We start from the raw sequence: 23,429 nt of genomic DNA, 5'->3' as shown, positions 1-23,429 counted from the left end.
CACGCGCTCGCCGGGCGCCGCGACGGGGCAGTCATGCCCTCCGTTGTGCGAACGGCATCACCCGTTACTCCGCCGCCGGCGCGGGCTTGGCATGCGCGCCTTTAGCCCGGAGTGCCGTTAACGCGGCAAGGCGAGTTATCACCTGCACCGCTTTCTCCATCACGTCCTGCGAGGCAAATTCATGTTTGCCGTGGTAGTTATAGCCGCCGGTAAACAGATTCGGGCAGGGCAAACCGCGCCAGGAGAGCTGGGCGCCATCGGTACCGCCGCGGATGGGCTTGATGACCGGCTCGACGCCGCAGTCCACCATCGCCTGCCGCGCCAGCTCGATGATATGGGGGTGATTGGCGACATGTTCATGCATATTGTAATAGCTGTCCTCAATAGTCAGCTCAATATAGCAATCCGGATGCAGCCCTTTCCCCAGCGTCTCGGCGCTGGTTATCATGAACTGCTTACGCGCTTCAAACCGCTGGCGGTCAAAATCACGCACGATATAGTGCATTTCCACCTTATCCACGCTGCCTTTCATCGTATTGAGGTGATAGAACCCCTCATAGCCGGAGGTCGCCTCCGGGCTTTCCGCAGCGGGCATCATCTGATGATAGCGGGTGGCCAGCGACAGCGCGTTTACCATCACCCCTTTGGCGGTGCCCGGATGCACATTATTGCCGACGATCTTCACCGTCACCGAGGCGGCGTTGAAATTTTCATACTCCAGCTCGCCGACATCGCTGCCGTCCAGGGTGTAGGCCCATTCGGCGCCGAAGCGCTCGATATCGAAAAATTGCGTCCCCTTGCCCACTTCCTCGTCCGGCGTAAACGCGATGCGGATCGTGCCGTGAGGAATGCTCTGCTCCTTGAGCCGCACTATCGCGGTGACGATCTCCGCCAGCCCCGCTTTGTCGTCGGCGCCCAGCAGCGTTTTGCCATCGGTGGTGATAAGCGTATGGCCAATCAAATTATGCAGCACCGGGAACATGACCGGCGAAAGGACCTCATCGCCATTGCCGAGAGCAATATCGCCGCCGCGATACTGTTCCACGATTTGCGGATTGACGTTTTTACCGGTGAAATCCGGCGCGGTATCCATATGCGCGATAAAGCCGACAACCGGCACCGGCCAGGACACATTGGACGGCAAAGTCGCCATCAGGCAGCCATGATCGCTAAGCGTAATATCCGCAAGCCCCAGCGCGGCAAGCTCATCTTGCAGCGCGCGGGCCAGCTTCCATTGACCGTCGGTACTGGGCACATGCTTTACGCCGGGCTTGGACTGGGTATCAAAAGATACGTAATGTAAAAAACGATCGAGTAATTTATTCATTGTTTCCGCCTGTCTCTTCGCCACGGCCCATTATGACCAGCGACGCGCTGGAAAATATTGTGTCAGGTCAGTTTTATGCCTGAAGAGAGCAAAACCGACGGCTCAGCCGCGCTGGGCGATGAAACCGTCGATAAACTCGCGGGTCCACTGCGGCACACAGCGGCTGGCCGGGCCATAGTATTTTTCCTCGAACTGGCTTTCCACCTGGCTCGGCGCCAGATTCAGTTCGACGGTGCGGGCGCCGCAAAGAGGTGCCTCGTGAACAAAGCCAGCGGCCGGGTAGACGTGGCCCGAGGTGCCAATCGCCAGAAAATAATCGGCGCGCGCCAGGGCATGGTAGATATCGTCCATCCCGAGCGGCATTTCGCCAAATCAGACCACATGGGGACGCAGCACGGCGGGAAACTGGCAGCAATGGCAGCGATCAGCCTCGGTGACGTCGTCACGCCACTCGAGGATCTGGCCGCTTTGGCTGCAGCGCACCTTTAGCAATTCACCGTGCATATGGATGATACGCCGGTTACCAGCGCGTTCGTGCAGATTATCGATATTTTGCATAATGAGCAGAAAATTATCGCCCAGCATCTGCTCCAGTTCAGCCAGCGCCAAATGCGCGGGATTGGGCGCGATCTCCGGCTGCAACAGCTGACGCCGGCGGGCGTTATAAAACGCCTGCACCAGCGCGGGGTTGCGGGCAAACCCTTCGGGGGTGGCGACATCTTCCACCCGATGCTCCTCACATAACCCGTCTTCGGCCCGGAAAGTGCGAATGCCCGACTCCGCGGAAATACCCGCGCCCGTAAGCACCACAACAAAAGGTTTTTTCATTTTGGTCACCGCTAGTAAGTCCCGGTGAAAAATACGGGCGCGCAGGCGTTGCTGCCGTAATCTTTTACTTTTGCGAAACCGGATTAACCGACGATGAATACGCATGCGCACTGTTCCTTATGCGGCCTCATTGACCGCTCAATACCCGGGCCGGATCGATGCGGCTTGCGCGCCGCGCCGGATACCAGCTCGCCAGCAGACTGAGCAACAGCGCCGTGGCCAGCACGCTGGTGACGTTCACCCAGTGCAGCTCGGTCGGCAGAAAATCGATAAAGTAAATATCCCCGGACAGCAGCCGGTGGCCCAGCAGACGCTCAAGCCCCTTCACAAGCGTCGTTAGGTTGAGCGCCATCAACACGCCGCCCACCGCGCCGATAACGCTACCGGTCAAGCCCGCCAGCAAGCCATACCAAATAAAAATAGCACGGGTCAGCCCGTCTTTGGCCCCAAGGGTGCGCAAAATCGCGATATCGGCGCTTTTATCCTTAACCGCCATCACCAGCGTGGAAACGATATTGAAACAGGCGACGCCTATTACCAACACCATCGCCAGGTACATAATGGCGCGGATCATCTGAATATCGCGATACATATAGCCGTAGGTGCCGATCCAGCTGCGGATTTTGACATAAGCATTGGTCACCTCCCCCGCGTCCCGCACCAGTTTATTGGCGTTGAAAACGTCGCTGACCTTAATGGCGATGCCGCCGACGTCTTCACCGCGCTGCAAATAGTTCTGGGCGTCCGCCAGCGGTACCATGGCAAAACTGTGATCCAGCTGGCCATTCAGCGCCAAAATCCCGCTGACCTGCAAGCGAATACGTTTTGGCTGTAACAGCTTCATCTGGGGATCGCTGTTGGGAATCATCACCGTCAGCCAGTCGCCGGACTTGACCTTCAGCGTATCGGCCACCCCTTTACCAACGATGATTTGCTGATGACTGGCCTGAAAATGCGACCAGGCATCACCCTTTACGTAGCGCGGCAGCGCGCTGAGCCGAAGTTCCAGCGCCGGGTCGACGCCTTTTACCTGGATGGCCTGCAACTTGTCGTCACGCTCCACCAGGCCGGTAAAATTCAGATAGGGCGCGGCAGCAAGGATGCCCGGCACTTGTTCAATACGTTTTAACACCGCCGGCCAGTCGGCGAACGGCGGATTCACCGGTTCGATCTCGCCATGGGGCACCACCGCCAAAATACGGTTGTTCAACTCACGCTCGAACCCGTTCATGGCGCTCAGGCCGATAATCAGCACCGCGACCCCGAGCGCGATGCCGATGGTGGAGATGACCGAAATCAACGACACCATACCGCCCCGCCGCCCCCCCCGGCTGAAGCGAAGCGCGATTTGCAACGACAGCGGCATCTTCATTGCCCGGCTCCCAGCAGCGCGCCTTCGGCCTGCAGCGCGCCATCGCGCATTTCCAGCTGCCGGTGCAGGCGCTTCGCCAGTTGAAGATCGTGAGTCACCACCAAAAAGGCGGTGCCCTGGCGCATATTCAGCTCGCCCAACAGTTCAAAAATACTGTCCGCATTGCGCTGATCCAGATTGCCGGTGGGCTCGTCGGCCAGCACCAGCGCCGGATGATTCACCAGCGCGCGCGCGATAGCCACCCGCTGCCGCTCGCCGCCGGACAGTTCCGCCGGGCGGTGGTGGCCGCGTTTCTCAAGCCCTACCGCCGCCAGCATTTCCCGCGCCGTCTCTTGCGCCTGGGCCGGGCGGTTACCGCCAATCAGAAGCGGCATCGCCACATTTTCCAGCGCGGTGAAATCGGGCAGTAAATGATGGAACTGGTAGATAAAACCCAACCGCCGGTTGCGCAACAGCGCGCGCGCGGCGGAAGAAAGCGTATTCAGCGGCTGGCCTTCAAATATCACCTCGCCGCCGGTCGGTTCATCCAGCCCGCCCAGCAGATGTAACAGCGTGCTTTTACCGGAACCGGAACTCCCGACAATCGCCATCATTTCGCCGCGCTGCAGCGTGAAACTCACGTTACGCAATACATCGGTGTAAAGCTTACCTTCCTGATAACGTTTGCTGAGTTGGGAACAGTGTAACAAAGGAGCATCATTCATATCGTAAAGCCTCAGCGGGATGAACGGCGGCGGCGCGCCAGGAAGGATAAATCGTGGACAGCAGCGCTACGGCCATGGCCGACAGCGCGATGACCGCCACCTGTACCGGTTCGATAGCCACCGGCAGCGCGGCCCCGTCAAGCAGCGCTCCGAGGGCCGGCATCAGACGGTTCAGTTGACTGGCCAGCAAAACGCCGAGGCCGGTGCCAAGCAACGCGCCGACAACGCCGGCGCTGGCCCCCTGGGCGATAAACACCAGCATAACCTGACGGCGAGTCAGACCCTGGGTCTGTAATATCGCCACCTCGGCCTGTTTTTTCATCACCAGCAGTCCAAGCGAGGTGATAATATTAAACGCCGCCACCGCGACGATCAGGCTCAACAGCAGGCCCATCATGTTCTTTTCCATACGCACGGCCTGGAATAATTCCCCCTTGCGTTCGCGCCAATCGTGCCACACCAGGCCGTCCGGCAAAGACTGCGTGCTCAAACTTTCTACCGCCAGCGGCTGCTGCAACCACAAGCGCCAGCCGGTAACGTAGCCGGCGGGATAGCGCATCAGGCGCGACGCATCCTGCTGATTGACCAGCAGTTGGTAGCCATCGACTTCGCTGTTGGCGGCGAAGGTGCCGGCCACGGTGAATAAACGCTGGCTGGGAATACGGCCCATCGGAGTGAATTGGCTGGCCCCGGGCACCATCAGCCGCACCGCATCGCCGCGCTTCACGCTGAGCGCGGCGGCCAGTTCGTCGCCCAGGATCACCCGGTATTGGCCGGCCACCAGGTCATCTTGTCGGGTCTCCAGCAAATAATGCGACAGCGGTTCGGGATCCCCCGGATTGACGCCGAGCATCACGCCCACCGCGACGCTGCGCGCGCTTTGCAGCACGACATCGCCGGTGGTCAGCGGCGCTACGCGCGTTACCCCCGCAAGCGCATCTGGCACCGAGGCCGGAATACGTTTAGGATCAAGCCGCCTCTCGGGGGTAGTCAACAGCGCCTGGGGCATCGATCCGAGGATATTGCTCTCCAGTTCACGCTCGAAACCGTTCATCACCGATAACACCGTCACCAGCGCCATCACGCCAAGCGTGATGGCGCTGGTGGAGAGCCAGGAGACAAAACGACCGAAGCGGTCTGATGCCCGCCCACGCATATAGCGCAGGCCAATATATAATACGACAGGTTGATACATTGATTTCCGTCTGGATGCGGTTGCGAAAGCAAAGTGATCAAGGATAATAAAGGGTCGTATGGCATTATGGAACCATTAAGCGCCGCAACGGCCGGCTTTTATTCCTGAAAACGCGCATTTTTTAGCCATCTTCCCCGCCGCTGCGGCATTCTATCGCAGGCTGTGCTGCGATGGCCCCGTGATGTGAGAAAAGAGATTTATCATTAGCTATGTCAGAACGCGATCGTTATACCTTACCGACCCAAACCGGCAAAAAACTGACCCTGGGTCAGCTTACCGGCGCCGCCAGCGCCGTAGAGTGCGCCGCCATTGTCGACCGCTATCCGGGACCGGTGTTGCTCATCGCTACCGACATGCAAAGCGCGCTGCGGCTGCATGATGAGATCCGGCAGTTCACCCGTCACCCGGTCCTTACTCTACCCGATTGGGAGACCCTGCCCTACGACAGTTTCTCTCCCCATCAAGAAATTATTTCCGACAGGATAGCCACCCTCTACCAGTTGCCTACCCTTGCGCGCGGCGTCATCATCCTACCGGTAAATACCCTGATGCAGCGCGTCTGCCCGCACGCCTTTTTGCACCGCCACACGCTGTTGATGACCAAAGGCCAACGTCTGTCGCGGGAGACCTTGCGCGCCCAGCTGGAACAGGCCGGCTACCGCAGCGTCGATCAGGTGATGGAGCACGGTGAATTCGCCACCCGCGGCGCGCTGCTGGATCTCTATCCCATGGGTAGCGAAGAGCCTTACCGCATCGATTTTTTTGATGACGACATCGACAGCCTGCGTATTTTCGACGTGGATACCCAGCGCACCCTCCAAGAAGTCACCTCCATCAATCTGCTGCCGGCGCACGAATTCCCTACCGATAAAGCCGCGATAGAGCTGTTCCGCAGCCAGTGGCGCGAGCAGTTTGATGTGCGCCGTGACGCCGAGCACGTTTACCAGCAGGTAAGCAAAGGGACGCTGCCGGCGGGGATCGAATATTGGCAGCCGCTGTTTTTCAGCGAGCCGCTGGTGCCGCTGTTCAGCTATCTGCCGGCGGGCACGCTGGTGGTCAACACCGGAGATCTCGAGGCCGGCGCCGGCCGTTTCTGGGACGACGCCTGCGTGCGTTTTGACAATCGCCGCGTGGATCCCATGCGCCCGCTGCTGCCGCCCGAGGCCCTGTGGCTGCGGGTTGAGGGTCTGTTCGCCGAACTTAAACGCTGGCCGCGGGTGCAGCTCAGCACGCAAACGCTGCCGGAGAAAGCCGGCCAGCACAACATGGATTATCGGCCGCTGCCGGATTTGGCGGTGGAGGTGCAGAGCAAAGCGCCCATGGACAAGTTACGCCGGTTTTGCGAGCAGTTTGACGGCCCGGTGATTTTCTCGGTGGAAAGCGAAGGTCGGCGGGAAACCTTAAGCGAGCTGCTGGCGCGGGTGAAGATTCTGCCGAAGCTGATAAGCCGGCTGAAGGACGCCGCCGAACGGGGCGCTTATCTCATCATCGGCGCCAGCGAACGGGGTTTTATCGATGCGCCGCGCACAAGGGCATTGATTTGCGAAGGCGATCTGCTGGGGGAACGGGTCAGCCGCCGCCGGCAGGATAATCGCCGCACCATTAACGCCGATACTTTAATCCGCAATCTGGCCGAGTTGCATGAAGGCCAGCCGGTGGTACATCTGGAACACGGGGTCGGCCGTTACGCCGGCATGACCACCCTGGAGGCGGGGGGCATCAAGGCCGAGTATTTAATTCTCACTTATGCCGGCAACGACAAGCTCTACGTGCCGGTGTCCTCGCTACATCTCATCAGCCGCTACGCCGGCGGCGCCGATGAAAACGCGCCGCTGCACAAACTGGGCGGCGACGCCTGGGCACGGGCGCGGCAAAAAGCGGCCGAGCGGGTGCGGGACGTGGCGGCGGAACTTTTGGATATTTATGCCCAGCGCGCCGCCAAAAGCGGCTTCGCCTTCCGCCATAATCGGGAAAATTATCAATTGTTTTGCGAGGGATTTCCGTTTGAACCTACCGTGGATCAGGCTCAGGCAATCAATGCGGTGCTCAGCGACATGTGCCAGCCGTTGGCCATGGACCGCCTGGTCTGCGGCGATGTCGGCTTCGGTAAAACGGAAGTCGCGATGCGCGCCGCTTTCTTGGCGATCGAAAACCACAAACAGGTGGCCATGCTGGTACCCACCACCCTCTTGGCGCAGCAGCATTTCGACAATTTTCGCGACCGGTTCGCCAACTGGCCGGTGCGGATTGAGATGATTTCACGTTTTCGCAGCGCACGGGATCAGGCCCAAGTGCTGGAGCAGACCGCCGAGGGCAAGGTGGATATTCTGATTGGAACCCACAAGCTGCTGCAAAGCGATGTCAAATGGCATGATTTGGGTCTGCTCATCGTCGACGAGGAGCACCGCTTCGGCGTGCGCCACAAAGAGCGCATCAAAGCGATGCGCGCCGATGTCGATATTCTCACCCTGACCGCCACCCCCATCCCGCGCACGCTGAATATGGCGATGAGCGGCATGCGCGATCTGTCGATTATCGCCACGCCGCCGGCGCGCCGGCTGGCGATGAAAACGTTTGTACGCGAATACGACGCGCTGGTGGTACGCGAGGCCATCCTGCGCGAAGTGCTGCGCGGCGGCCAAGTCTATTATCTTTACAACGACGTCGAGAATATTGAAAAAGCCGCCCGCCGCCTGGAAACGCTGGTGCCGGAGGCGCGCATCGCCATCGGTCACGGCCAGCTGTGCGAGCGCGATTTGGAACGGGTGATGAATGATTTTCACCATCAGCGCTTTAACGTGCTGGTATGTACCACCATCATTGAAACCGGTATCGACCTCGCCAACGCCAATACCATTATCATCGAGCGAGCGGACCATTTCGGCCTGGCGCAGCTGCACCAATTACGCGGCCGCGTCGGACGATCGCACCACCAGGCTTACGCCTACCTGCTGACTCCGCCGCCGAAAACGCTAAGCCAGGATGCCCATAAGCGGTTGGAGACGATCGCCTCGCTGGAGGATCTGGGCGCCGGCTTTGCGTTGGCGACGCACGATTTGGAAATCCGCGGCGCCGGTGAACTTCTGGGAGAAGATCAAAGCGGTCAGATGGAAACCGTCGGTTTTTCCCTGTATATGGAGCTCCTGGAAAGCGCGGTGGACGCCCTTAAGGCCGGACGCGAACCGTCTTTGGAAGATCTCACCAACCAATTGACCGAGGTGGAGCTGCGTATGCCCGCGCTGCTGCCGGAAGAGTATATCCCTGACGTCAACACGCGTTTGTCGCTGTATAAACGCATTGCCAGCGCCGCCGATGACCGTGAAATCGAAGATTTGAAAGTGGAGCTTATCGACCGCTTCGGTCTGCTGCCTGACCCGGCGCGCTATTTGCTGGCGATAGCCCGCCTCAGGCAGCGGACGCAAAGTTTGGGTATCCGCCGCATTGAAGGCAGCGATAAAGGGGGCTTTATCGAATTCAGCGAAACCAACCGCGTCGACCCCGCGTATCTGATCGGTCTGCTTACACGCGAACCGGTCACCTATCGACTGGACGGCCCGACCCGCTTGAGATTTATCCGCGATTTGGCGGATCGTACGGTGCGGCTGGACTATGTTGACGCGCTACTGGAAGAATTACAGCAGCATACGCTAAGCGCCTAAAACGCGACTGGGGCCAGGGCACGGAGGGGCGTCACCCAGCGCGCGCCACATGACGGAAAAACGCCGCGCCCGGTGTTGCGCACCCGGCGCGGCGTCCTCAAGAATGTTATGGTGGTGGCGAACCGAGCCGCCCGCCTTATGCCTGGTCGTTCAGCACCAGTTGGCCGTTGCGATCCAGCGGGATTTTCGTGCCCGGATCGTGGTCCATACGGATTTTGCCCTGCTGATTGCCAATTTTGTACGTGACGTTATAGCCCAGCAGTTTTTGCGATTTATCATAGACCGTCTGGCAACGCTGACGGTTGGTGGTATAGGTATCCCTATCTTGCAGATTACCCTGCACCTGGTTGCCCGCATACCCCCCCCCCGCCCGCCGCCGAACTGGTGGCCGAGTACGCCACCGGCCACGGCGCCCAATACCGAGCCGGCGATTTTATTTTCGTCCTGCACCGGGCGGCGATGGGTCACGGCGACCGTTCGGCACTCCTGACGCGGTGTCTTAATCGTTTCATTGATGGGCGATGCCGTGACGACCTGGGCGTATTTCAGGCTAGAGGAGAACACATCCAGCCCGGCGACCGCCGCGATACCCGACGCGGCGGCAATACCGATGCCGACGCCCGCCAATAATGATTTATTCACGGGAGAACCTCCTGACAATTATCACGCATCCGCTAACGGTGAACGGATGCATAACCCTCGCTTCCTTTTGACCGCAAGCGTAACCCGAGCCTGGGCGCTCCTCCCGGACGGCAAGCGTGGCGCTCCCGGGATAGCTCAAAGTCTGCCGAAGGAAAGCCCCAGCGGCAATAAGATTAAGGGCGAAAAAAGTCTACTCTGTCGGCACTTTATGCGATTTGGGAGGATTCCTAACCCCCAAAAGCCTAAAGTCGCTATTTCATGCTGCCAATGACCAGACGCACAGCAGCTCTATGGCCTACGGACGGCGACGGCACGGCGCTTGGTGTGCGGACCTCCGCCCCCACGCGCAAGGCGCTGGGACGGGGGCTAAGCGCCATTGTCTGCACCTCGAGGTCCGCCCCCGCGCGCCAAAGCGCCGAGTACCCGAGGCGGTTGGGTTGCTGCGTTCTTCGCGCGTGGGGTGAAAGCGAAGACTCTGGCAACAGGGGGGGTTTATTGCCCCGCGCGCCGCGCAGGACGGCGGATCGGCGGCCAGGGAAGGGGCAAAAAAGCGCTTGCGGCTGCCGGGCGAGACGACGGCGCGGCTTGCACTGTTGTTAAAAAACCCGGCCAGGGAGCGCCTGCGCCGGGCCGAAAAGGCGGTTACCCTAAAAGGGGCCACCCCCGTGGTTAGTGCAGTTTGAGATGCGGACGGATCACGCGGTTGATCCTGCCCACTAGCATGATAAGGCCGGTTTTGATGTAGCCATGCAGCGCGATTTGGTGCATGCGGTATAGCGAGATGTAGACCGCTCGGGCAATGCGTCCTTCTATCATCATCGAACCGCGCATCAGGTTGCCCATCAGACTGCCGATGGTGCTAAAGCGCGATAATGACACCAGCGAGCCGTGATCTTTGTAGGTGTAGGGCTTGAGCGTATGCCCGCGCAGCAGCGCCAAAATGTTGCCGTGGGCCCGTGAGGCCATCTGATGCGCGGCCTGTGCGCGCGGGGGCACCACGCCGCCGGCGGGCATCGCGCACGACGCACAGTCGCCGATAGCAAAAATATGCGGATCGCGCGTGGTCTGCAGTGTCGGTTCAACCACTAATTGGTTAATATGGTTGGTCTCCAGACCGGCCAACGCCTTCATGAAGTCCGGCGCTTTGATGCCGGCGGCCCAGACCATGAGTTCCGCCTGGATATATTCGCCATCCTTGGTATGCAGTCCGCCCGCATCGGCGCTGGTGACCATGGTTTTAGCCAAAACCCTTACCCCCAGCTTGGTCAATTCTTGATGCGCGGCGGCGGAGATCCGCGGCGGCAGCGCCGGCAGAATACGCTCTCCCGCCTCGACCAGGGTGACATTCAGCGCCTGATTGTCCAGCCCTTTGAAACCATAGCTGTGCAGCTGTTGCACCGCATTATGCAGCTCAGCCGACAATTCGACGCCGGTCGCGCCGCCGCCGACGATGGCGATATTTACTTTTCCTTCCAGGTCGCCCTGCGCGGAAAATTTAAGAAACAGATTAAGCATCTCGTTATGGAAACGCTGCGCCTGACGCGGATTCTCGAGGAAGATGCAGTGTTCTTTAACGCCGGGGGTGCCAAAGTCGTTCGACGTACTGCCGAGCGCCATCACCAGAATGTCATAGTCCAGACGGCGGGCGGGCACCAGCAGCGCCCCCTGCTCATCGCGGATTTCATCCAGCAGGACCTGTTTATGCTCGCGATCGATGTCGATCATGCTGCCGAGCTGAAATTGGAAAGCATGATTGCGGGCATGGGCCAGGTAACTGAGGGCATCCACGCCTTCATCGAGCGAGCCGGTGGCCACCTCATGCAGCAGCGGTTTCCATAAATGGCTATGGTTGCGATCCACCAGCGTTATATCTGCCCGCTTGTGGCGCCCCAATTTACGCCCCAGGCTGGTCGCCAGCTCCAGACCGCCGGCGCCGCCGCCTATAATGACAATTTTCTTAAATGGTGTGGTCAAAATGCCCCCTAAATGTAAACCGGCCGTTAACTAAGAGTAAACAAAAAACATCCTTATATAACATATGGTTATATCTCAATACCCTATTTGCGCAAGAATAACATGAGGGGTCATTTGGTCATACCAAAATTGATATTAATCAATTTTTTTCAGCCTGTTCTGATGGCTGACGTCATCTGCTGTCCTCTTTTATCCCAGCGCTTTAAAGGCTTGCATGCGCTGTAAATGAGGAGAAATGTTTTTAAATTTATGGCCTTCCTGCTCATCCCAAATGATTTCATAGAAGGGAGCAAGCACCCCGGCGCTGCGATTGACATCCAGCGCATCATCCTGCCGCGACAATAGCACCAGACAGCGGTCGCGGTTTTTTTCGCGTAAGTTCCCCACGCATTTGGTGGCGATATCCACATATTCCTCGGACCTATCAATTTTGCCCGGCATATTCTCTTCGGGAAAAAGATTGGGGTTGAGGATCACCTGGCGCATGTCACATAAAAAACCGATCCGCTCGGCCCAAAATCCGCCTAAGCCAACGCCGCAGATAAGCGGCCGATCGTCGTCGGTCAATTGCTGCATTTTGTCCACTTCCTTAAGCAGATGCTGCATATCGTGACGGGGATGGCGGGTACTGTAACTGATGAGTCGCACATCGGGATCGATGAACTGCAATTGCAGGACCTTTTCGTGATTTCCAGGACTCGTGGCATCAAAACCGTGCAAATAAATAATCATCGTTTTCCTCTTACATTGGGTTCGACGGCGCGGAGCGGCGATTACGTCTTTGAGGTTACAACGTCCGCCCCTCGGCAACATTGATCGATGACAGATTCTGAGGTTGGTACGCCGCCGGCCGGCGGCGCGGGATCTGTTTTGACCCGGCGTCGGCCCGCGACAAGCCGTTGCTGACACCAGCTGCGGCGGCAAGCGTTGACTTGACTCCGCCGCCGACCCGTATCAGGCCTTTGCTGATAGCAGCGGCAGCGGCCCCAAACTGACCCCACCACAGGTCCACCTGGCGCCTTTAAAATAAGCATTAATAGGCTGAAATAAAAGGATTTATTTTAGATTGTGTCCACATGTTGACCACGCTTCGATTCAAGCCCTGATCTTCAGGGCTTTTTTTGGGACATAAAAAAGCCAGCGCTGAGGCTGGCCGGAAAAATGGGCGCTCACGGATCTCCGCTCAAACAACCAACGGGCGAGGACAAGCCCCGCCGTTGGGTTGCCTTACCTCACAGATTCGTAAGCCATTATGGCCGCAACCTCCGTTTCGCCTTTTCTGATATGGATCTCACAGAGTGATTTCCGGGTTATCCAGGTAAACACCAGTAAGGTGATACAAATAACCACCAGAGCGGTGATAGCGAATTTTTGCGGCATCCTGGCCTCCTTATCTTGCCTTTCGGCGTGGAAGAGGCTACCTTTTATGTTGTGTAAGCATTAGAGTGGCCTCGGGTTGATTAACATCGATTCGGAGCCTTTCTCTTTCTGCCTTTTGCTGAGGCTCAGGACAGAAAGATCCAGAGCACCCGCGCGAAGTGTAACAGTAATCCTCTTCTCTGCAAATTCTTACCCGCCCACGAAATCACCACGTAAAGCCTCATTCCGCACGTTACGCCAGTCGATTTCGTCACGTGGTTGACGGCTCTGCCGAGACGCTACCAGCCCAATCAGTTGTGAAAAAAATTGAAAAGCCCTCTTCGCCACCTGTTCGCCCGTAAGGCGCGCCACGCCTGGGTTTTCTGTAAAAGTCTGCCTTGCCTTTTCAGCGCTGATTTTATGCTGTTCGCCACGTAATCCATGATTTTTCCTGTGACTTCAATGGGATGTGCTTTACGTGGGGTATCTCTCTGCTGCCAAAAACTGTAAAAAACTGAAATTCTTTTCACACTTTACAATTTCGCCTGTCGCCCAAAAGCCCAAGCACGGGCGCGGGCTGGCGGGGTGATTTGTAGGCAGGCCATTTTGAAAAAATTTTACGATGCAAAGTGTGCAGGCGGGTGCGGTGTAGCGCCGTTTCCGTGGAGGATGCGCTTATTTCGTGGCGATGACGCGGCCCTGGCGTGCTGTCGCCAGACTACGGCGGATGTTGCCGATTTTCTCTATCAGGTCTCCGCCAATGTCCGTTGTCGCGTTTTGCCCGATACTGGCGACGTAGTGTGCGCGGGTCGCCACACTGTAATCGCCCTCGGCGATCTGCTGGATACTGCCGGCCAGAAGACGGGCGCCGCCCAGTACCGTGGTCTTGTCCGTGGCCTGTACCGTGGTGGTGCGAGTCACCAGTGTGCGGTTTTCGCTATCCGCCGTGATTTCACGGTGCTGGGCGTTTTCGCGGATAGACTGATCTGTCTGGCGCTCCCAGTCGCCCGCCACGGGGACGCGCTGGAACACTTCCGCGCGTTGTTGCTGAAGCTGTTCGCCGGGTTTGATATCGGGCAAGGTCTGGCCGTGGGCGAGGATTTGGCGCACAAAGGGCTTATCCGGGCGACCCTCGGTAAAACCGATTTCAAGGAGCGTACCCGGCGGCGGAAAATGGAACAGCCCCGACTCTGCGCCGGCCATCGGCAGGGGGAGCGGTACGGCCGGATATACCGGCGTATTCGCTGCCGGGTTGCCGTCCGCATCCAGTAATTGAACATCCACCGCGTAACGCGGGCGGAACGGATCGGCCAAGTCACCCCGACTGACCGCTTCGCTCGGCCCCTCGACCCGCGCAAATTTCGGCAGATGCAGCCCGGCGGACAGTTCCGGGTAGGCTGCATCAATCTGGCGCTGGGCGGGTGATTTGGCCGTAGTTTTTCCCGTCAGCGGGTTGGCAGCCTGCCAGGTCAGCGCCATGGTGTCATTTTCCAGGCGTACCGTGATCAGCGGCTTGCCGTTGACGACCACGCCGGGGCGCAGGCTGGGCACCATGGGCAGCGTTAGCGTATTGCCTGCCGCCTGTGTCTGGCTGAATTCCGGGGGGATAGAGACCGGTTTGCCGGCAAACAGGGAGTGCGCGGCACCGCCCAGGTAAATACCGCCGTCCGGCAGCGGCTGCCAAAGGTAGTCTTGTATACCAAATGCCGGCCCCAGGGTGGCCAGCAGCTGATAGCCGCTGCCGCTGTGGGTAAAATGGGGAATGGGGGTATCGGTGTCATTTGACGCGGTCGGCAGGACCACGCTGAGGCCGCTTTGGGCCTGTATCCACTCCGCTATCTGGCGCAAGGTCGGGTGCTGGAATGAACAGGGCCAGGGGTGGTCAAAGATGCCGCTCATCTCGCGGACAAAGAGGCGTTGAAAGCCTTTTCCGGCAGGTTGCGCACGTTCAACAAAGCCGGTAAACCAGCGCAATACCCGCTCAGGGTAGCCGATATCAAGGCGGACCAGCTTACCGCTGTAGTCCTTTTCCGTCTGGGCGGTGATAAATCCGTGCCCGCTGGCGCTTATCTCCAGTATCAGGTTTACGTCAACCAACGGCACCGTATCCCCTGACAGCATCAGTCGTTTAATCGGTTTCATAGTCTTACCCCAGCGCGTCATTGACGGGTTTGAGCACCTTGCGTTCAAACCAGCTTAATTGTTCGTCGCTCTCTGCCGCCGGGGGGCCGTTTGCTGGCCCCTTGCCCGGACTCTGTTTCTGGGCGGCGGTTTGACTGCCTTCGCGTGCGTCTTTCTTCTCGGGCACGCTCAGATGTTCGCGTAACGTGAATGTCACCAACCAGGCTTGTTTACCGTCCTGCTTCGGGCCTCTATCGAGCCGCTAAACGTCGCCAGCCGAAAATTGATGGCCTGGGCGGTATGATTCGCCACGCGGTAGCGCTTCAGCCTGCCGCTCTCGGTGGCTTCAGCCAGGGCAAATAGGCGCGTCAGCACCTCGGACTCCGTAAACGGGATAACGCCAGAGACGCGCAGCTCCTTGGGCTTGATGCCCTGCTCCGCGTTGGCGGTGCTGGAGGTTTGCCCCGACTGGCCTTTTTCCTGAAACTGCATGGTGGGCGTCACCATCAGGCTTTTTAGCGGCAGTGCTTCGCCATCAAGGGCCAATGTGATGATTGTCATGGACCATCGCCTCCAGTGCGGATACCTCTTCTCCGGCAAACAGCGTCGCCAGGGTCATCACCGCATCGGGCTGCGGCACCTATTTTTGCATGTTGGCCGCCAGTCCTTCGCCAGTAAATACCCAGGCGTTGACGCTTTTCTGGCTCAGGTCTCCCAGAGCCTGACCGATAGCATCGTGGGCCGACTGGCGCGCGTCAGACAGCGCGGTTAAGTGAGCCTGTAGTTGCGCCACACTGGCCCCGCTGGCCGCCTCCGCCTTTGTCTCTGCCATGATGTTGGCCCGTTGCGCCAGACGCAGTGTGTCGGCAGATAACGGCAGCGGGACGGGTAAGCCGCCGCCAGCTTTAGGCGGAAGCTGCATACGGGTGATGGCCTGCGTGGCCGCTGTTTGCGCCATGCGTGAGACTTGCCCCAGCACTGGCAGGGGTAACACCGCTGAGAAGGCGGCGAGCAGGGACATAAATTCCGGCTGTGAGGTGGCGCAGAGCATCACCACCATCACGCGCAGGTTGCGCCCGGTGCCAGACAGCTTTTGCGCCAGCCAGTGCACGGCATTTTGTGGACTCAGGTAGCTTCCCGAGGCGACAGTACGTCCCACTCCCGGCGTCCAGGGGTGTACAGGCAGGACGGTGCAGGTTAGAGGCGGCAGGCTATCAGTCAAACGTAGTGTTGTCTTGCGCCATATCATGCGGGCGGATCCGGCCAGTCAATATCCGGCACCTGGGTGATATCCACGCGGTTTAGCAGTACGCGGTATTTCTTCCACGCCAGCAGAGCGGCTTTTTCGGCATCCGTTGCCATGTCGAGGTCTACAGCGTCCTGGAGTGGGGCTATGGCAGACCCTGTACACGATTCTGTGTAAATGCCTTTTCTCAGAAGTGACCGTCCAGGCGGTCACCGAACTCGATAATAAAGCGGCTCATTGCCATGCGTCAGTCCCTCAAAGGCATTGTCCATTTCTGTGAGGCCGCCTGTATCGCCAGCCACACCACCTTTTTCACTGCGTCGTCGGTCGGGAACACCTTGCGCTTTTTGATGGCATGCCGGATCACGCTGTTTAACGACTCGATGGCGTTGGTCGTGTAGATCACCTTGCGGATGTCCGTTGGGTAGGCAAAGAACGTGGCCAGATTGGCCCAGTTTGCCTGCCAGCTTCGACTTATTTGCGGGTAGCGGATGTCCCAGGCACTGGAGAACGCTTCCAGCGCCTGCAAGCCGGCTTCTTCCGTAGGGGCCTGATAGATAGCTTTCAGGTCGCGGGTGACGGCCTTGTAGTCCTTCCAGGAGACGAACCGCAGGCTGTTGCGCACCATATGCACGATACACAGCTGGAGCCGCGCCTCCGGATACACCGCGTTAATAGCGTCAGGGAAACCTTTCAGCCCGTCTACGCAGGCGATAAGGATATCGTTCAGGCCGCGGTTTTTCAGCTCTGTCAGCACGTTCAGCCAGAACTTTGCGCCTTCATTTTCGGCCAGCCACATACCTAGCAACTCTTTCTGGCCTTCGATGTTGATGCCCAGCGCCAGGAACACAGATTTGTTGATGATGCGGCTGTCCTGCCGGACTTTTAGAACGATACAGTCAAGATAAACAATGGGATAGACTGCATCCAGAGGCCGGTTTTGCCATTCAACAACCTGCTCCATGACCGCATCGGTGACCTTTGAGACCAGCGCCGGCGAGACATCGGCGTCATACAGCTCTTTGAACGCGGCGGCGATCTCGCGGGTGGTCATCCCTTTGGTGTACAACGATAAAATCTGGTTATCCATCCCGGTAATCCGGGTCTGGTTCTTCTTCACCAGTTGCGGTTCAAAGGAACCGTCACGATCGCGCGGAGTACGCAGCGCCAGCGGGCCATCGCCAGTGGTAACGGTTTTTGTGGAATAGCCGTTGCGGGCGTTGGTCCCCGGTTTAGGCTGATTTTTATCGTAGCCGAGGTGATGGGTCATTTCGGCATTGAGAGCTGCTTCGACGCTAATTTTTTTCAGCCGCCGATCGAAGTGACTGAGATCTTCAGGGGTTTTGAGATTTTTGGCCAGTTCGTTAGCCAGAGCCTGCAACTGTTTTTCGTCCATAAATTAACCTGTTTTTGATGTTGGATTGAACATATCAAAATCAGGCAAATACACAAATTTCTAAACAGGCTCGATTCACTCGGCGATGTGTATTTCTATCACCTTCTACAAATCCGCCCTGAGTAATAAATTCAATACCTGCGCGAAAATCCTTGCGCCACCAGTTATTACCATCTACTACCCAGAAAGCAGAGGATTCGTGAATACGTTTCTCTATCCAGCCGCTGAGATGCCCGCCCCATACCGGCCCGTGAATATTGCCATCTTCTTGATAGGTCGCCCCTGCGGCATGGAGTGCCTGCGGAGAGTAAAAATGCCCGTTTTTATTGAAAACCCCATTTCCGCCGCCGTCATTGCCGTTGTTTAACCGAACGCCATCACCCCCCTTGTCTTTGTAAAGCCACATGCGAACGCTACCGTTCTGATTATGAAAACCCAAATGCTTGCGGTCATCCCCCTGCAATATGATGTGGCGACCCAGTAAAATCATGGAGCCAGTGACGGTACCGCCGGTTTTCTGGTAGTAGCGACCATCAGCGTCATTTTTACTATGAACATTCAGATGATGACGAGCGATGCCTTTGTCTGGCAGGTCAGCCAGATTTTGCGTCTTTTCGAGCCGACGGTTGGCGTTATCCTGCACCGTTTTGACGGCTTTGGGCGTCGCCGCTTTTGTGTCCTCCTCGCTGTCAGTGGCATTGCTCAGCGCACTAATCCCCGCCCGGGTCAGCGTTGCCGCCTGTTCGCTGTCTTGTGTCGACAGTTTCCCCAGCCCCAGATGTTTCCGGCTCTTCGCCTTGTCGGTGAGCGCCGACAGATTGTCATCCATGCGCAGATAGGCGTTGTTGGCCGCCTGCTCTGACAGCGATCCGGCCGGTCGCAGGTCGGTTACCGTACCGTCCTCGTCAATGCGCGCCAGGGCAAACACATAATGGGCAAAGCCGCTCTCATCCACGTAATCGGTTTTGGCCTCGCCCAGGGAAAAGGTGATAACCGTCTCCCAGCGGCTCACCACATTCCCTTGCAGGCTGGCATCTACCCAGACGCGGCTTGGCGTGGCCCGCATGGTCAAAGGTTGATTTTTCGTCAGTTCAGCCCGCAGTCCGCCGATATAGCCAATACCGGCGGTGACCGTATACCGCTGGCCGCTGCGCGTGACCCGAAAACCGTCACCAAAGAAAGCGGCCGCGCCGTAATGGTCAAGGTTAATCAGGCGCTGGTGTTCATCCAGGCCGGACAGCCGGGCGGTAAAATCAATCTGCCAGCTTTCGGCGGGCGTGGTGATACCAGTTTCCACTGCCGCACCGGTATACGCCATCAAAAAGGAGCGCGTAATGGCATTGCCTTGTTGACCGTTCGCTGTGGCCCGCTTGCGTTGCACCGGCGCATGCACAATCATCGCCAACGTGCCGCTGGCCCGATTCGCCAGGCCAATCCAGTTAAAATCAAAGTCGCCGACCTCCGTTCCCAGCGTCACCGCATACACCACCGCATGCTGATTGACGACGCCGGTCTTGTTCACTGCCTGGCGGTGTACGATATGTTCGGCCGCGGGCAAGGTTTCGTTACGGTCGATGGGCGCGGCAGGATCTAGCCCCGGCACCTGTGCAAAGACAAACTCATCCAGCACCACCGACTTTCCCTCGGCAGCTTCCTGGGCTTTCCATTGCTCAAAGGCTGTAGTGATAATCGTTTGTGACATCAGGTTTTCTCTCTCGATGGGGGTAGCATGACGCTGTAGCACTGGTAATCACCGCCGACCCAACCGGCGCGCAGATGCAGATCAGTGCCGTTTATCACCTCAAACTGGTAACGGCGGCAGGTGCGCCCGTACTGCCGGATAATCTGGCGCAGCAAATCAGGATGGCCGGCTAGCTGGCCGTCGCTGAGGCGCACCTGTACCACGTCCCAATCCAGGCCGTCCAGACGCTCTACTATTTCCACATAGCCGATACCCAGACGCGCAAAGATGGCGATAAAGCCCGCTACCGAGCCGGCGTCACGGGCATTGACAAAGGCGTAGCGCACACGCAGACGAAACAAGGCCAGCGGCTCGCCGTCAAAACGGCTAATATCGCGCTGCCAGGCCAGCACGTTAAGCAGTGACTCCGCGCAGGTGGTGGTGTCCAGTTGGCGCAACGGCCAGGTGAGGGCGCCATACACCTACCGCCAGAAAGCATGACAGGCGCGTAACAGGCGCGCCGGCTCTCCCTTGTCCATCCAGACCGGCAGACGCAATTGGTCCAATTGTTTGTCAAAATCACGCATCCTTCACCTCAAGCGTCAGGGTTTTCAGGCGCGGGACGTCAAGCTGGCTGACAATATCCGACAGTGAGAAAGCGACCGAATCCAGCGTCCCAAACGTCTGATGCAGCGAACGGGCCAGCGAGGAAAACGAAAAGCGCGCATGAGGCCAGGTCTTTTTCACGTCATAGGCTGCATTCTCACGAAACGCGCAGCGGATGAGGGTTTCACAGCCGGTCGTCAACGTGGTCAGCGCCTCAAGGGTAAAATTGGTCTTGTTCTTCACAAACAGCGTGACAGTGAGGTCGTGCCGGGTATCCGGCAGGGCAAAGCAGCGCATATCATCGCCGTGTCCGTGGTGGCCCTGGGTGGTGATGTACGCATTGACCGCCTGAATAAACGGCCCTGACGCCACACCGGAATCCAGTAAAAGATAGGCGTTGGCGGTGCCCGGCCCACGTGGCGCATCGTGCTCAAAGAAAATACGGTCAATGCTCAGCCCCGCCACTGCGGCTATCATGCTGCGATACACCGCATCGGTGTGATAATTCCCGGCCAGGTTATATTGATTGCGGCAGCGCTCGCGCAGCTCGTCATCTGATTCCGCATCCGCCCCCGGCGTCAACAACCAGCCCTCTTCCGTAGTGACCTGGGCAATCCCCGGCACCGCGTGGGGTAAAATGCGGTAATACCCCGGCGCCAGATTGCTGCCCCCGCCGGTCTGCCCGGCGCTGACGTTGACCAGGGCGCTTTCCGCTCCTGCGCCGAAGGTATGAACGGCCTCGGTCATCAGGCGATAAATCGTGCCGTTAAGGCGTTCGGTCTCGATAACGGTGCCAGCGGGAACGGTGACCTCGGCTTCGGCGTTTTCCTTGAAAAACCTGACCACGCCACGGGCGGCGGTGGCGGGTTTACGGGACAGGCTGACGCCGGCGGCAAACGCATCAAGAAAGGCCCCGTCAGCGGTCATCAGAAACATGTTTTTCATCACCACCGACACCAGGGCGTTTTTTAGCCACAGCACCGGAGTGGTGACCGTCGCCTGAATCAGCCGCCAGAACGGCGACATGCGCGAGGTATTGGTGATAAGCCCGGCAGCGCTCACCTGTTCGGCAAACGCCTGATGAATGGCCTCTTCAGTGGTCGGCATGCCGCTGTCCTTTAGCGCCTGCTCGTAATCAATCTCGGGTTTGTTCGTCATAGCGAGGACTCATCTCAATACGATCAAAATCATAGGGTTGCGCTGTCACCCACAGCCGTTTCGGTGTTTCTTCACTGACCAACACGGTGCCGGGGATCAGGCGCTCGTCCTCTTCCAGCAGCAGGGTGACCTGCATCAGCAGATCCGCGCGCAAGGTCCGGCTACGCTCTGCCACCAGGCGGGTTAACAGGCCGCTTTCTAGTAGTGCATGGGCGCAGTCCTGGGTAATGCTCACCCGGTCGGTGCAGCGTTGCGGCTCGTGGCCGCTGTTCAGGGTGAAATCCCCGTCGGTGATCAGCAAATCACGATAACGGCTCATGCGTGCATCTCCTGCCATTCCAGTAAGCCCTCCGGCGTCATGCCCTGCGTAGTGTGGATATGCACCTGCCCAATGTGGCGGCTGTTATCCGTGACGCTGCGCTGATGGCTGGTGATCTCACGGCTCAGGCCGCCGGGGCTGAGTCCTTTGGTCTGCCCGCCGGTCAGTAGTTTCGGGCCGCTCGCAGGGCGCGTCGGCGCGGGGCCTGACGGGGTGATGCCGGCGGTGTTATCCCCCGGCAGGGCGGAGAGGGACAGGTTAACGCCGGGCAGATGATTGAGGGTTTCCGCTATGGTGTTCCAGGTGCGGGCGAAAGTGGCTTTCACTGACGCCCAGAGACCGGTAAACAGCTCGCCCACGCCGTCAATCATGCCCGCGAAGGTTTCGCTCAGGGAAAAGTCGGCAAAGTAGGCGCACAACGCCTGCCAGCCTGCGCGTATCCCCTCCGAGGCAACGCGTCCGCGTTGCTAACGTCAACGGCCAACTTCGGCACAATCTTCCACTGCTTCAACCGGGTCAGGATCGGCGAGCCCCCACCAACGACCGTATCGAACAGGCCGCGAATACTGAGCATTTCCTCGCCGTACTGATTGAGTACCTCGACGGGCTGGTACCAGGTGCGCACCGCCAGATCATCACGCTTGACCAGTGGCCCGCCCTGGGCATTGACATACCCGGCCCAGTCGGGGGAGTTGGCTGCAACGTGGCAGGCGGCAAATTCCACACTCAGGCCGTGCGCGGTTTCGCTGTCATTCAGGCGGCGCAGCTCCCGCCAGACGGTGACGGGAGTGCAGCCAATAAACTGAAATTGACGAATGCCCCAGCGTGAAGCCCAGGCGGTGGCGCGCTGCGCGCTTTCCTTTAGCGGTCTGCCACTTTCGTCGTCGGTTTCACCGTCCAGGGCGTAGCCGTCGATGTTTTTCGAGATGTATTTGGCAACGTACCCGGTGGCGCTGCCTTTTTCCGGGTCAATGGCTTTGGCATCAAACCGGGCGTTTGCCACGACGGCGCTGCGTAATTCCTCGCAGTCTGCCGCCATGGCATAGTCGCGCAGGATTTCCAGGATGCGGGGCATGTCTTCCGGGCGGGCAAATACCAGTAAATGGCTGTGCGGTGTGCCGTCATGATGTGGCTCGGCGACGCGCATACCAAAAAAGCGCAGCTTCTGGCGATGGCATTTAGCGCGGGCGCAGGCCCAGACGCCATTAAGGTAGCGCTGGGTGTCTGCCGGGCTGGCCCCGTTCCATTTACGGTTAACGCGCCCATTTTCCAGCGTGGCGTGATGGCTTGAGGGGGCGGTAACAGTGACAAATGCGCCAATATAGCCCTGTTCATTGGCGATATCTTCATGACCCCTTATACGCACCATCAGTTCAGTCCGTCGGATGGCTGGATTGGCCTGACTGGCGGCATAGCCATCCATCAGGCTGATACGGTTACCCTCTTCGTCTTCCAGCTCCATGCATTTTCGCCACTCGTTGGTATGGCGACGCTGCTCGTGCCAGTCACGCAAGGCGGTTGTGCTGACGTTCGGGGAGGCGTGCTTATGCACATACCCCATGGCGATAGCCAGATGTTCACGCCAGCGGTTGGCGGTACGGCGCAGGCTGTTCAACCACCATCGCGCATCACACATTCGCTTGATGGCCGGTTGGGCATCAAAGGGAACAAAACATTTTTCCAGCTTGTTCCAGAGCGGCGGCTGTACGCCCAGCAGGCGGGTGATCCGGGCGAGATGGTGATAGTGGTCATAGACGATGCGCCATTCGCTTTTATCGCCCAGCGCGTGGGTCAGGCGGGCCACTTCCGTGGCGGCAACATGGGCGGCGGCGTTCGCCAGGG

17 protein-coding genes and 5 pseudogenes are annotated in these 23,429 nt (G+C 58.6%); 1 reads left to right on the top strand and 21 read right to left on the bottom strand.

Going from position 1 to position 23,429, the window contains the following annotated elements; translation table 11 throughout:
• Positions 1-64 precede the first annotated feature (64 nt).
• The 5 genes and pseudogenes from pepT to lolC all read right to left on the bottom strand — a co-directional run bounded on the left by pepT (position 65) and on the right by lolC (position 5,426).
• Positions 65-1,327, bottom strand: a complete 1,263-nt coding sequence (pepT, locus tag SOPEG_RS12365; protein ID WP_025245574.1) for a peptidase T — start codon at positions 1,325-1,327, stop codon at positions 65-67.
• Between the two features lie 102 nt (positions 1,328-1,429).
• Positions 1,430-2,260 (bottom strand): annotated as a pseudogene (gene cobB / locus SOPEG_RS12360) (Sir2 family NAD+-dependent deacetylase).
• Positions 2,261-2,282: 22 nt separating this feature from the next.
• Positions 2,283-3,527: a lipoprotein-releasing ABC transporter permease subunit LolE gene (gene lolE, locus SOPEG_RS12355; protein WP_025245573.1), complete on the bottom strand. Its 1,245-nt coding sequence runs from the start codon at positions 3,525-3,527 to the stop codon at positions 2,283-2,285.
• On the bottom strand, positions 3,524-4,231 hold the full coding sequence (gene lolD / locus SOPEG_RS12350; protein ID WP_025245572.1) for a lipoprotein-releasing ABC transporter ATP-binding protein LolD: 708 nt from the start codon (positions 4,229-4,231) through the stop codon (positions 3,524-3,526). Before lolD ends, lolE begins: the two co-directional genes overlap by 4 nt.
• Positions 4,224-5,426 carry a lipoprotein-releasing ABC transporter permease subunit LolC gene (gene lolC / locus SOPEG_RS12345; protein ID WP_025245571.1) on the bottom strand — a complete coding sequence of 401 codons (1,203 nt, stop codon included), beginning with the start codon at positions 5,424-5,426 and terminating at the stop codon, positions 4,224-4,226. Before lolC ends, lolD begins: the two co-directional genes overlap by 8 nt.
• A gap of 209 nt (positions 5,427-5,635) precedes the next feature.
• Between lolC and mfd the strand changes: the two genes are divergently transcribed.
• Entirely contained in the window at positions 5,636-9,085 is a 3,450-nt protein-coding gene (mfd, locus tag SOPEG_RS12340) for a transcription-repair coupling factor (protein WP_025245570.1), read from the top strand.
• 136 nt (positions 9,086-9,221) lie between these two features.
• Here mfd and SOPEG_RS12335 read toward each other — a convergent pair.
• The 16 genes and pseudogenes from SOPEG_RS12335 to SOPEG_RS12265 all read right to left on the bottom strand — a co-directional run bounded on the left by SOPEG_RS12335 (position 9,222) and on the right by SOPEG_RS12265 (position 23,427).
• A pseudogene (locus SOPEG_RS12335) lies at positions 9,222-9,727 on the bottom strand (glycine zipper 2TM domain-containing protein).
• A 669-nt stretch (positions 9,728-10,396) separates the two neighbouring features.
• Positions 10,397-11,701: an NAD(P)/FAD-dependent oxidoreductase gene (locus SOPEG_RS12330; protein WP_025245569.1), complete on the bottom strand. Its 1,305-nt coding sequence runs from the start codon at positions 11,699-11,701 to the stop codon at positions 10,397-10,399.
• 189 nt (positions 11,702-11,890) lie between these two features.
• The gene (ycfP, locus tag SOPEG_RS12325) at positions 11,891-12,433 is read right to left on the bottom strand and encodes an alpha/beta hydrolase YcfP (protein WP_025245568.1); all 543 of its coding nucleotides are present in this window, start codon (positions 12,431-12,433) and stop codon (positions 11,891-11,893) included.
• Between the two features lie 55 nt (positions 12,434-12,488).
• A complete protein-coding gene (locus SOPEG_RS12320) occupies positions 12,489-12,713 on the bottom strand; it encodes a hypothetical protein (protein WP_025245567.1) in 225 nt (74 codons plus the stop codon).
• Positions 12,714-12,928: 215 nt separating this feature from the next.
• Positions 12,929-13,081: a type I toxin-antitoxin system Hok family toxin gene (locus tag SOPEG_RS24780; RefSeq protein WP_071882195.1), complete on the bottom strand. Its 153-nt coding sequence runs from the start codon at positions 13,079-13,081 to the stop codon at positions 12,929-12,931.
• A 654-nt stretch (positions 13,082-13,735) separates the two neighbouring features.
• Positions 13,736-15,202, bottom strand: coding sequence for a hypothetical protein (locus SOPEG_RS12315; RefSeq protein WP_025245566.1), 1,467 nt, complete (start codon positions 15,200-15,202; stop codon positions 13,736-13,738).
• Between the two features lie 4 nt (positions 15,203-15,206).
• A pseudogene (locus SOPEG_RS12310) lies at positions 15,207-15,742 on the bottom strand (baseplate complex protein).
• A gap of 79 nt (positions 15,743-15,821) precedes the next feature.
• Positions 15,822-16,340: a hypothetical protein gene (locus SOPEG_RS12305; protein WP_236851462.1), complete on the bottom strand. Its 519-nt coding sequence runs from the start codon at positions 16,338-16,340 to the stop codon at positions 15,822-15,824.
• 86 nt (positions 16,341-16,426) lie between these two features.
• A pseudogene (locus tag SOPEG_RS12300) lies at positions 16,427-16,582 on the bottom strand (tail fiber assembly protein); the annotation flags it as partial.
• 92 nt (positions 16,583-16,674) lie between these two features.
• Positions 16,675-17,823 carry an IS256-like element ISSoEn2 family transposase gene (locus tag SOPEG_RS12295; RefSeq protein WP_025245565.1) on the bottom strand — a complete coding sequence of 383 codons (1,149 nt, stop codon included), beginning with the start codon at positions 17,821-17,823 and terminating at the stop codon, positions 16,675-16,677.
• Between the two features lie 40 nt (positions 17,824-17,863).
• Positions 17,864-19,525 carry a phage tail-collar fiber domain-containing protein gene (locus SOPEG_RS12290; protein WP_025245564.1) on the bottom strand — a complete coding sequence of 554 codons (1,662 nt, stop codon included), beginning with the start codon at positions 19,523-19,525 and terminating at the stop codon, positions 17,864-17,866.
• Positions 19,525-20,091, bottom strand: a pseudogene (locus SOPEG_RS12285) (phage tail protein). Before SOPEG_RS12285 ends, SOPEG_RS12290 begins: the two are co-directional and overlap by 1 nt.
• The gene (locus SOPEG_RS12280) at positions 20,084-21,268 is read right to left on the bottom strand and encodes a baseplate J/gp47 family protein (protein ID WP_025245563.1); all 1,185 of its coding nucleotides are present in this window, start codon (positions 21,266-21,268) and stop codon (positions 20,084-20,086) included. Before SOPEG_RS12280 ends, SOPEG_RS12285 begins: the two are co-directional and overlap by 8 nt.
• Positions 21,246-21,587: a DUF2590 family protein gene (locus tag SOPEG_RS12275; protein WP_025245562.1), complete on the bottom strand. Its 342-nt coding sequence runs from the start codon at positions 21,585-21,587 to the stop codon at positions 21,246-21,248. The genes SOPEG_RS12280 and SOPEG_RS12275 overlap by 23 nt, the downstream gene beginning before the upstream one ends.
• The gene (locus SOPEG_RS12270; RefSeq protein WP_025245561.1) at positions 21,584-22,006 is read right to left on the bottom strand and encodes a hypothetical protein; all 423 of its coding nucleotides are present in this window, start codon (positions 22,004-22,006) and stop codon (positions 21,584-21,586) included. The genes SOPEG_RS12275 and SOPEG_RS12270 overlap by 4 nt, the downstream gene beginning before the upstream one ends.
• Entirely contained in the window at positions 21,976-23,427 is a 1,452-nt protein-coding gene (locus tag SOPEG_RS12265) for a replication endonuclease (RefSeq protein WP_335334097.1), read from the bottom strand. Before SOPEG_RS12265 ends, SOPEG_RS12270 begins: the two co-directional genes overlap by 31 nt.
• Positions 23,428-23,429 lie beyond the last annotated feature (2 nt).

The sequence above is a fragment of the Candidatus Sodalis pierantonius str. SOPE genome, from assembly GCF_000517405.1.
Lineage (GTDB): Bacteria > Pseudomonadota > Gammaproteobacteria > Enterobacterales > Enterobacteriaceae > Sodalis_C > Sodalis_C pierantonii.
Note: the sequence above shows the minus strand (reverse complement) of the source record. Positions and strands in the feature narration are given on the sequence as shown.

Excerpts from the sequence above, each read along its gene's own strand:
- pepT (WP_025245574.1), bottom strand. The coding sequence starts at position 1,327 with ATGAATAAATTACTCGATCGTTTTTTACATTACGTATCTTTTGATACC.
- lolE (WP_025245573.1), bottom strand. The coding sequence starts at position 3,527 with ATGAAGATGCCGCTGTCGTTGCAAATCGCGCTTCGCTTCAGCCGGGGG.
- lolD (WP_025245572.1), bottom strand. The coding sequence starts at position 4,231 with ATGAATGATGCTCCTTTGTTACACTGTTCCCAACTCAGCAAACGTTAT.
- lolC (WP_025245571.1), bottom strand. The coding sequence starts at position 5,426 with ATGTATCAACCTGTCGTATTATATATTGGCCTGCGCTATATGCGTGGG.
- mfd (WP_025245570.1), top strand. The coding sequence starts at position 5,636 with ATGTCAGAACGCGATCGTTATACCTTACCGACCCAAACCGGCAAAAAA.
- ycfP (WP_025245568.1), bottom strand. The coding sequence starts at position 12,433 with ATGATTATTTATTTGCACGGTTTTGATGCCACGAGTCCTGGAAATCAC.
- SOPEG_RS24780 (WP_071882195.1), bottom strand. The coding sequence starts at position 13,081 with ATGCCGCAAAAATTCGCTATCACCGCTCTGGTGGTTATTTGTATCACC.
- SOPEG_RS12315 (WP_025245566.1), bottom strand. The coding sequence starts at position 15,202 with ATGAAACCGATTAAACGACTGATGCTGTCAGGGGATACGGTGCCGTTG.
- SOPEG_RS12295 (WP_025245565.1), bottom strand. The coding sequence starts at position 17,823 with ATGGACGAAAAACAGTTGCAGGCTCTGGCTAACGAACTGGCCAAAAAT.
- SOPEG_RS12290 (WP_025245564.1), bottom strand. The coding sequence starts at position 19,525 with ATGTCACAAACGATTATCACTACAGCCTTTGAGCAATGGAAAGCCCAG.
- SOPEG_RS12280 (WP_025245563.1), bottom strand. The coding sequence starts at position 21,268 with ATGACGAACAAACCCGAGATTGATTACGAGCAGGCGCTAAAGGACAGC.
- SOPEG_RS12275 (WP_025245562.1), bottom strand. The coding sequence starts at position 21,587 with ATGAGCCGTTATCGTGATTTGCTGATCACCGACGGGGATTTCACCCTG.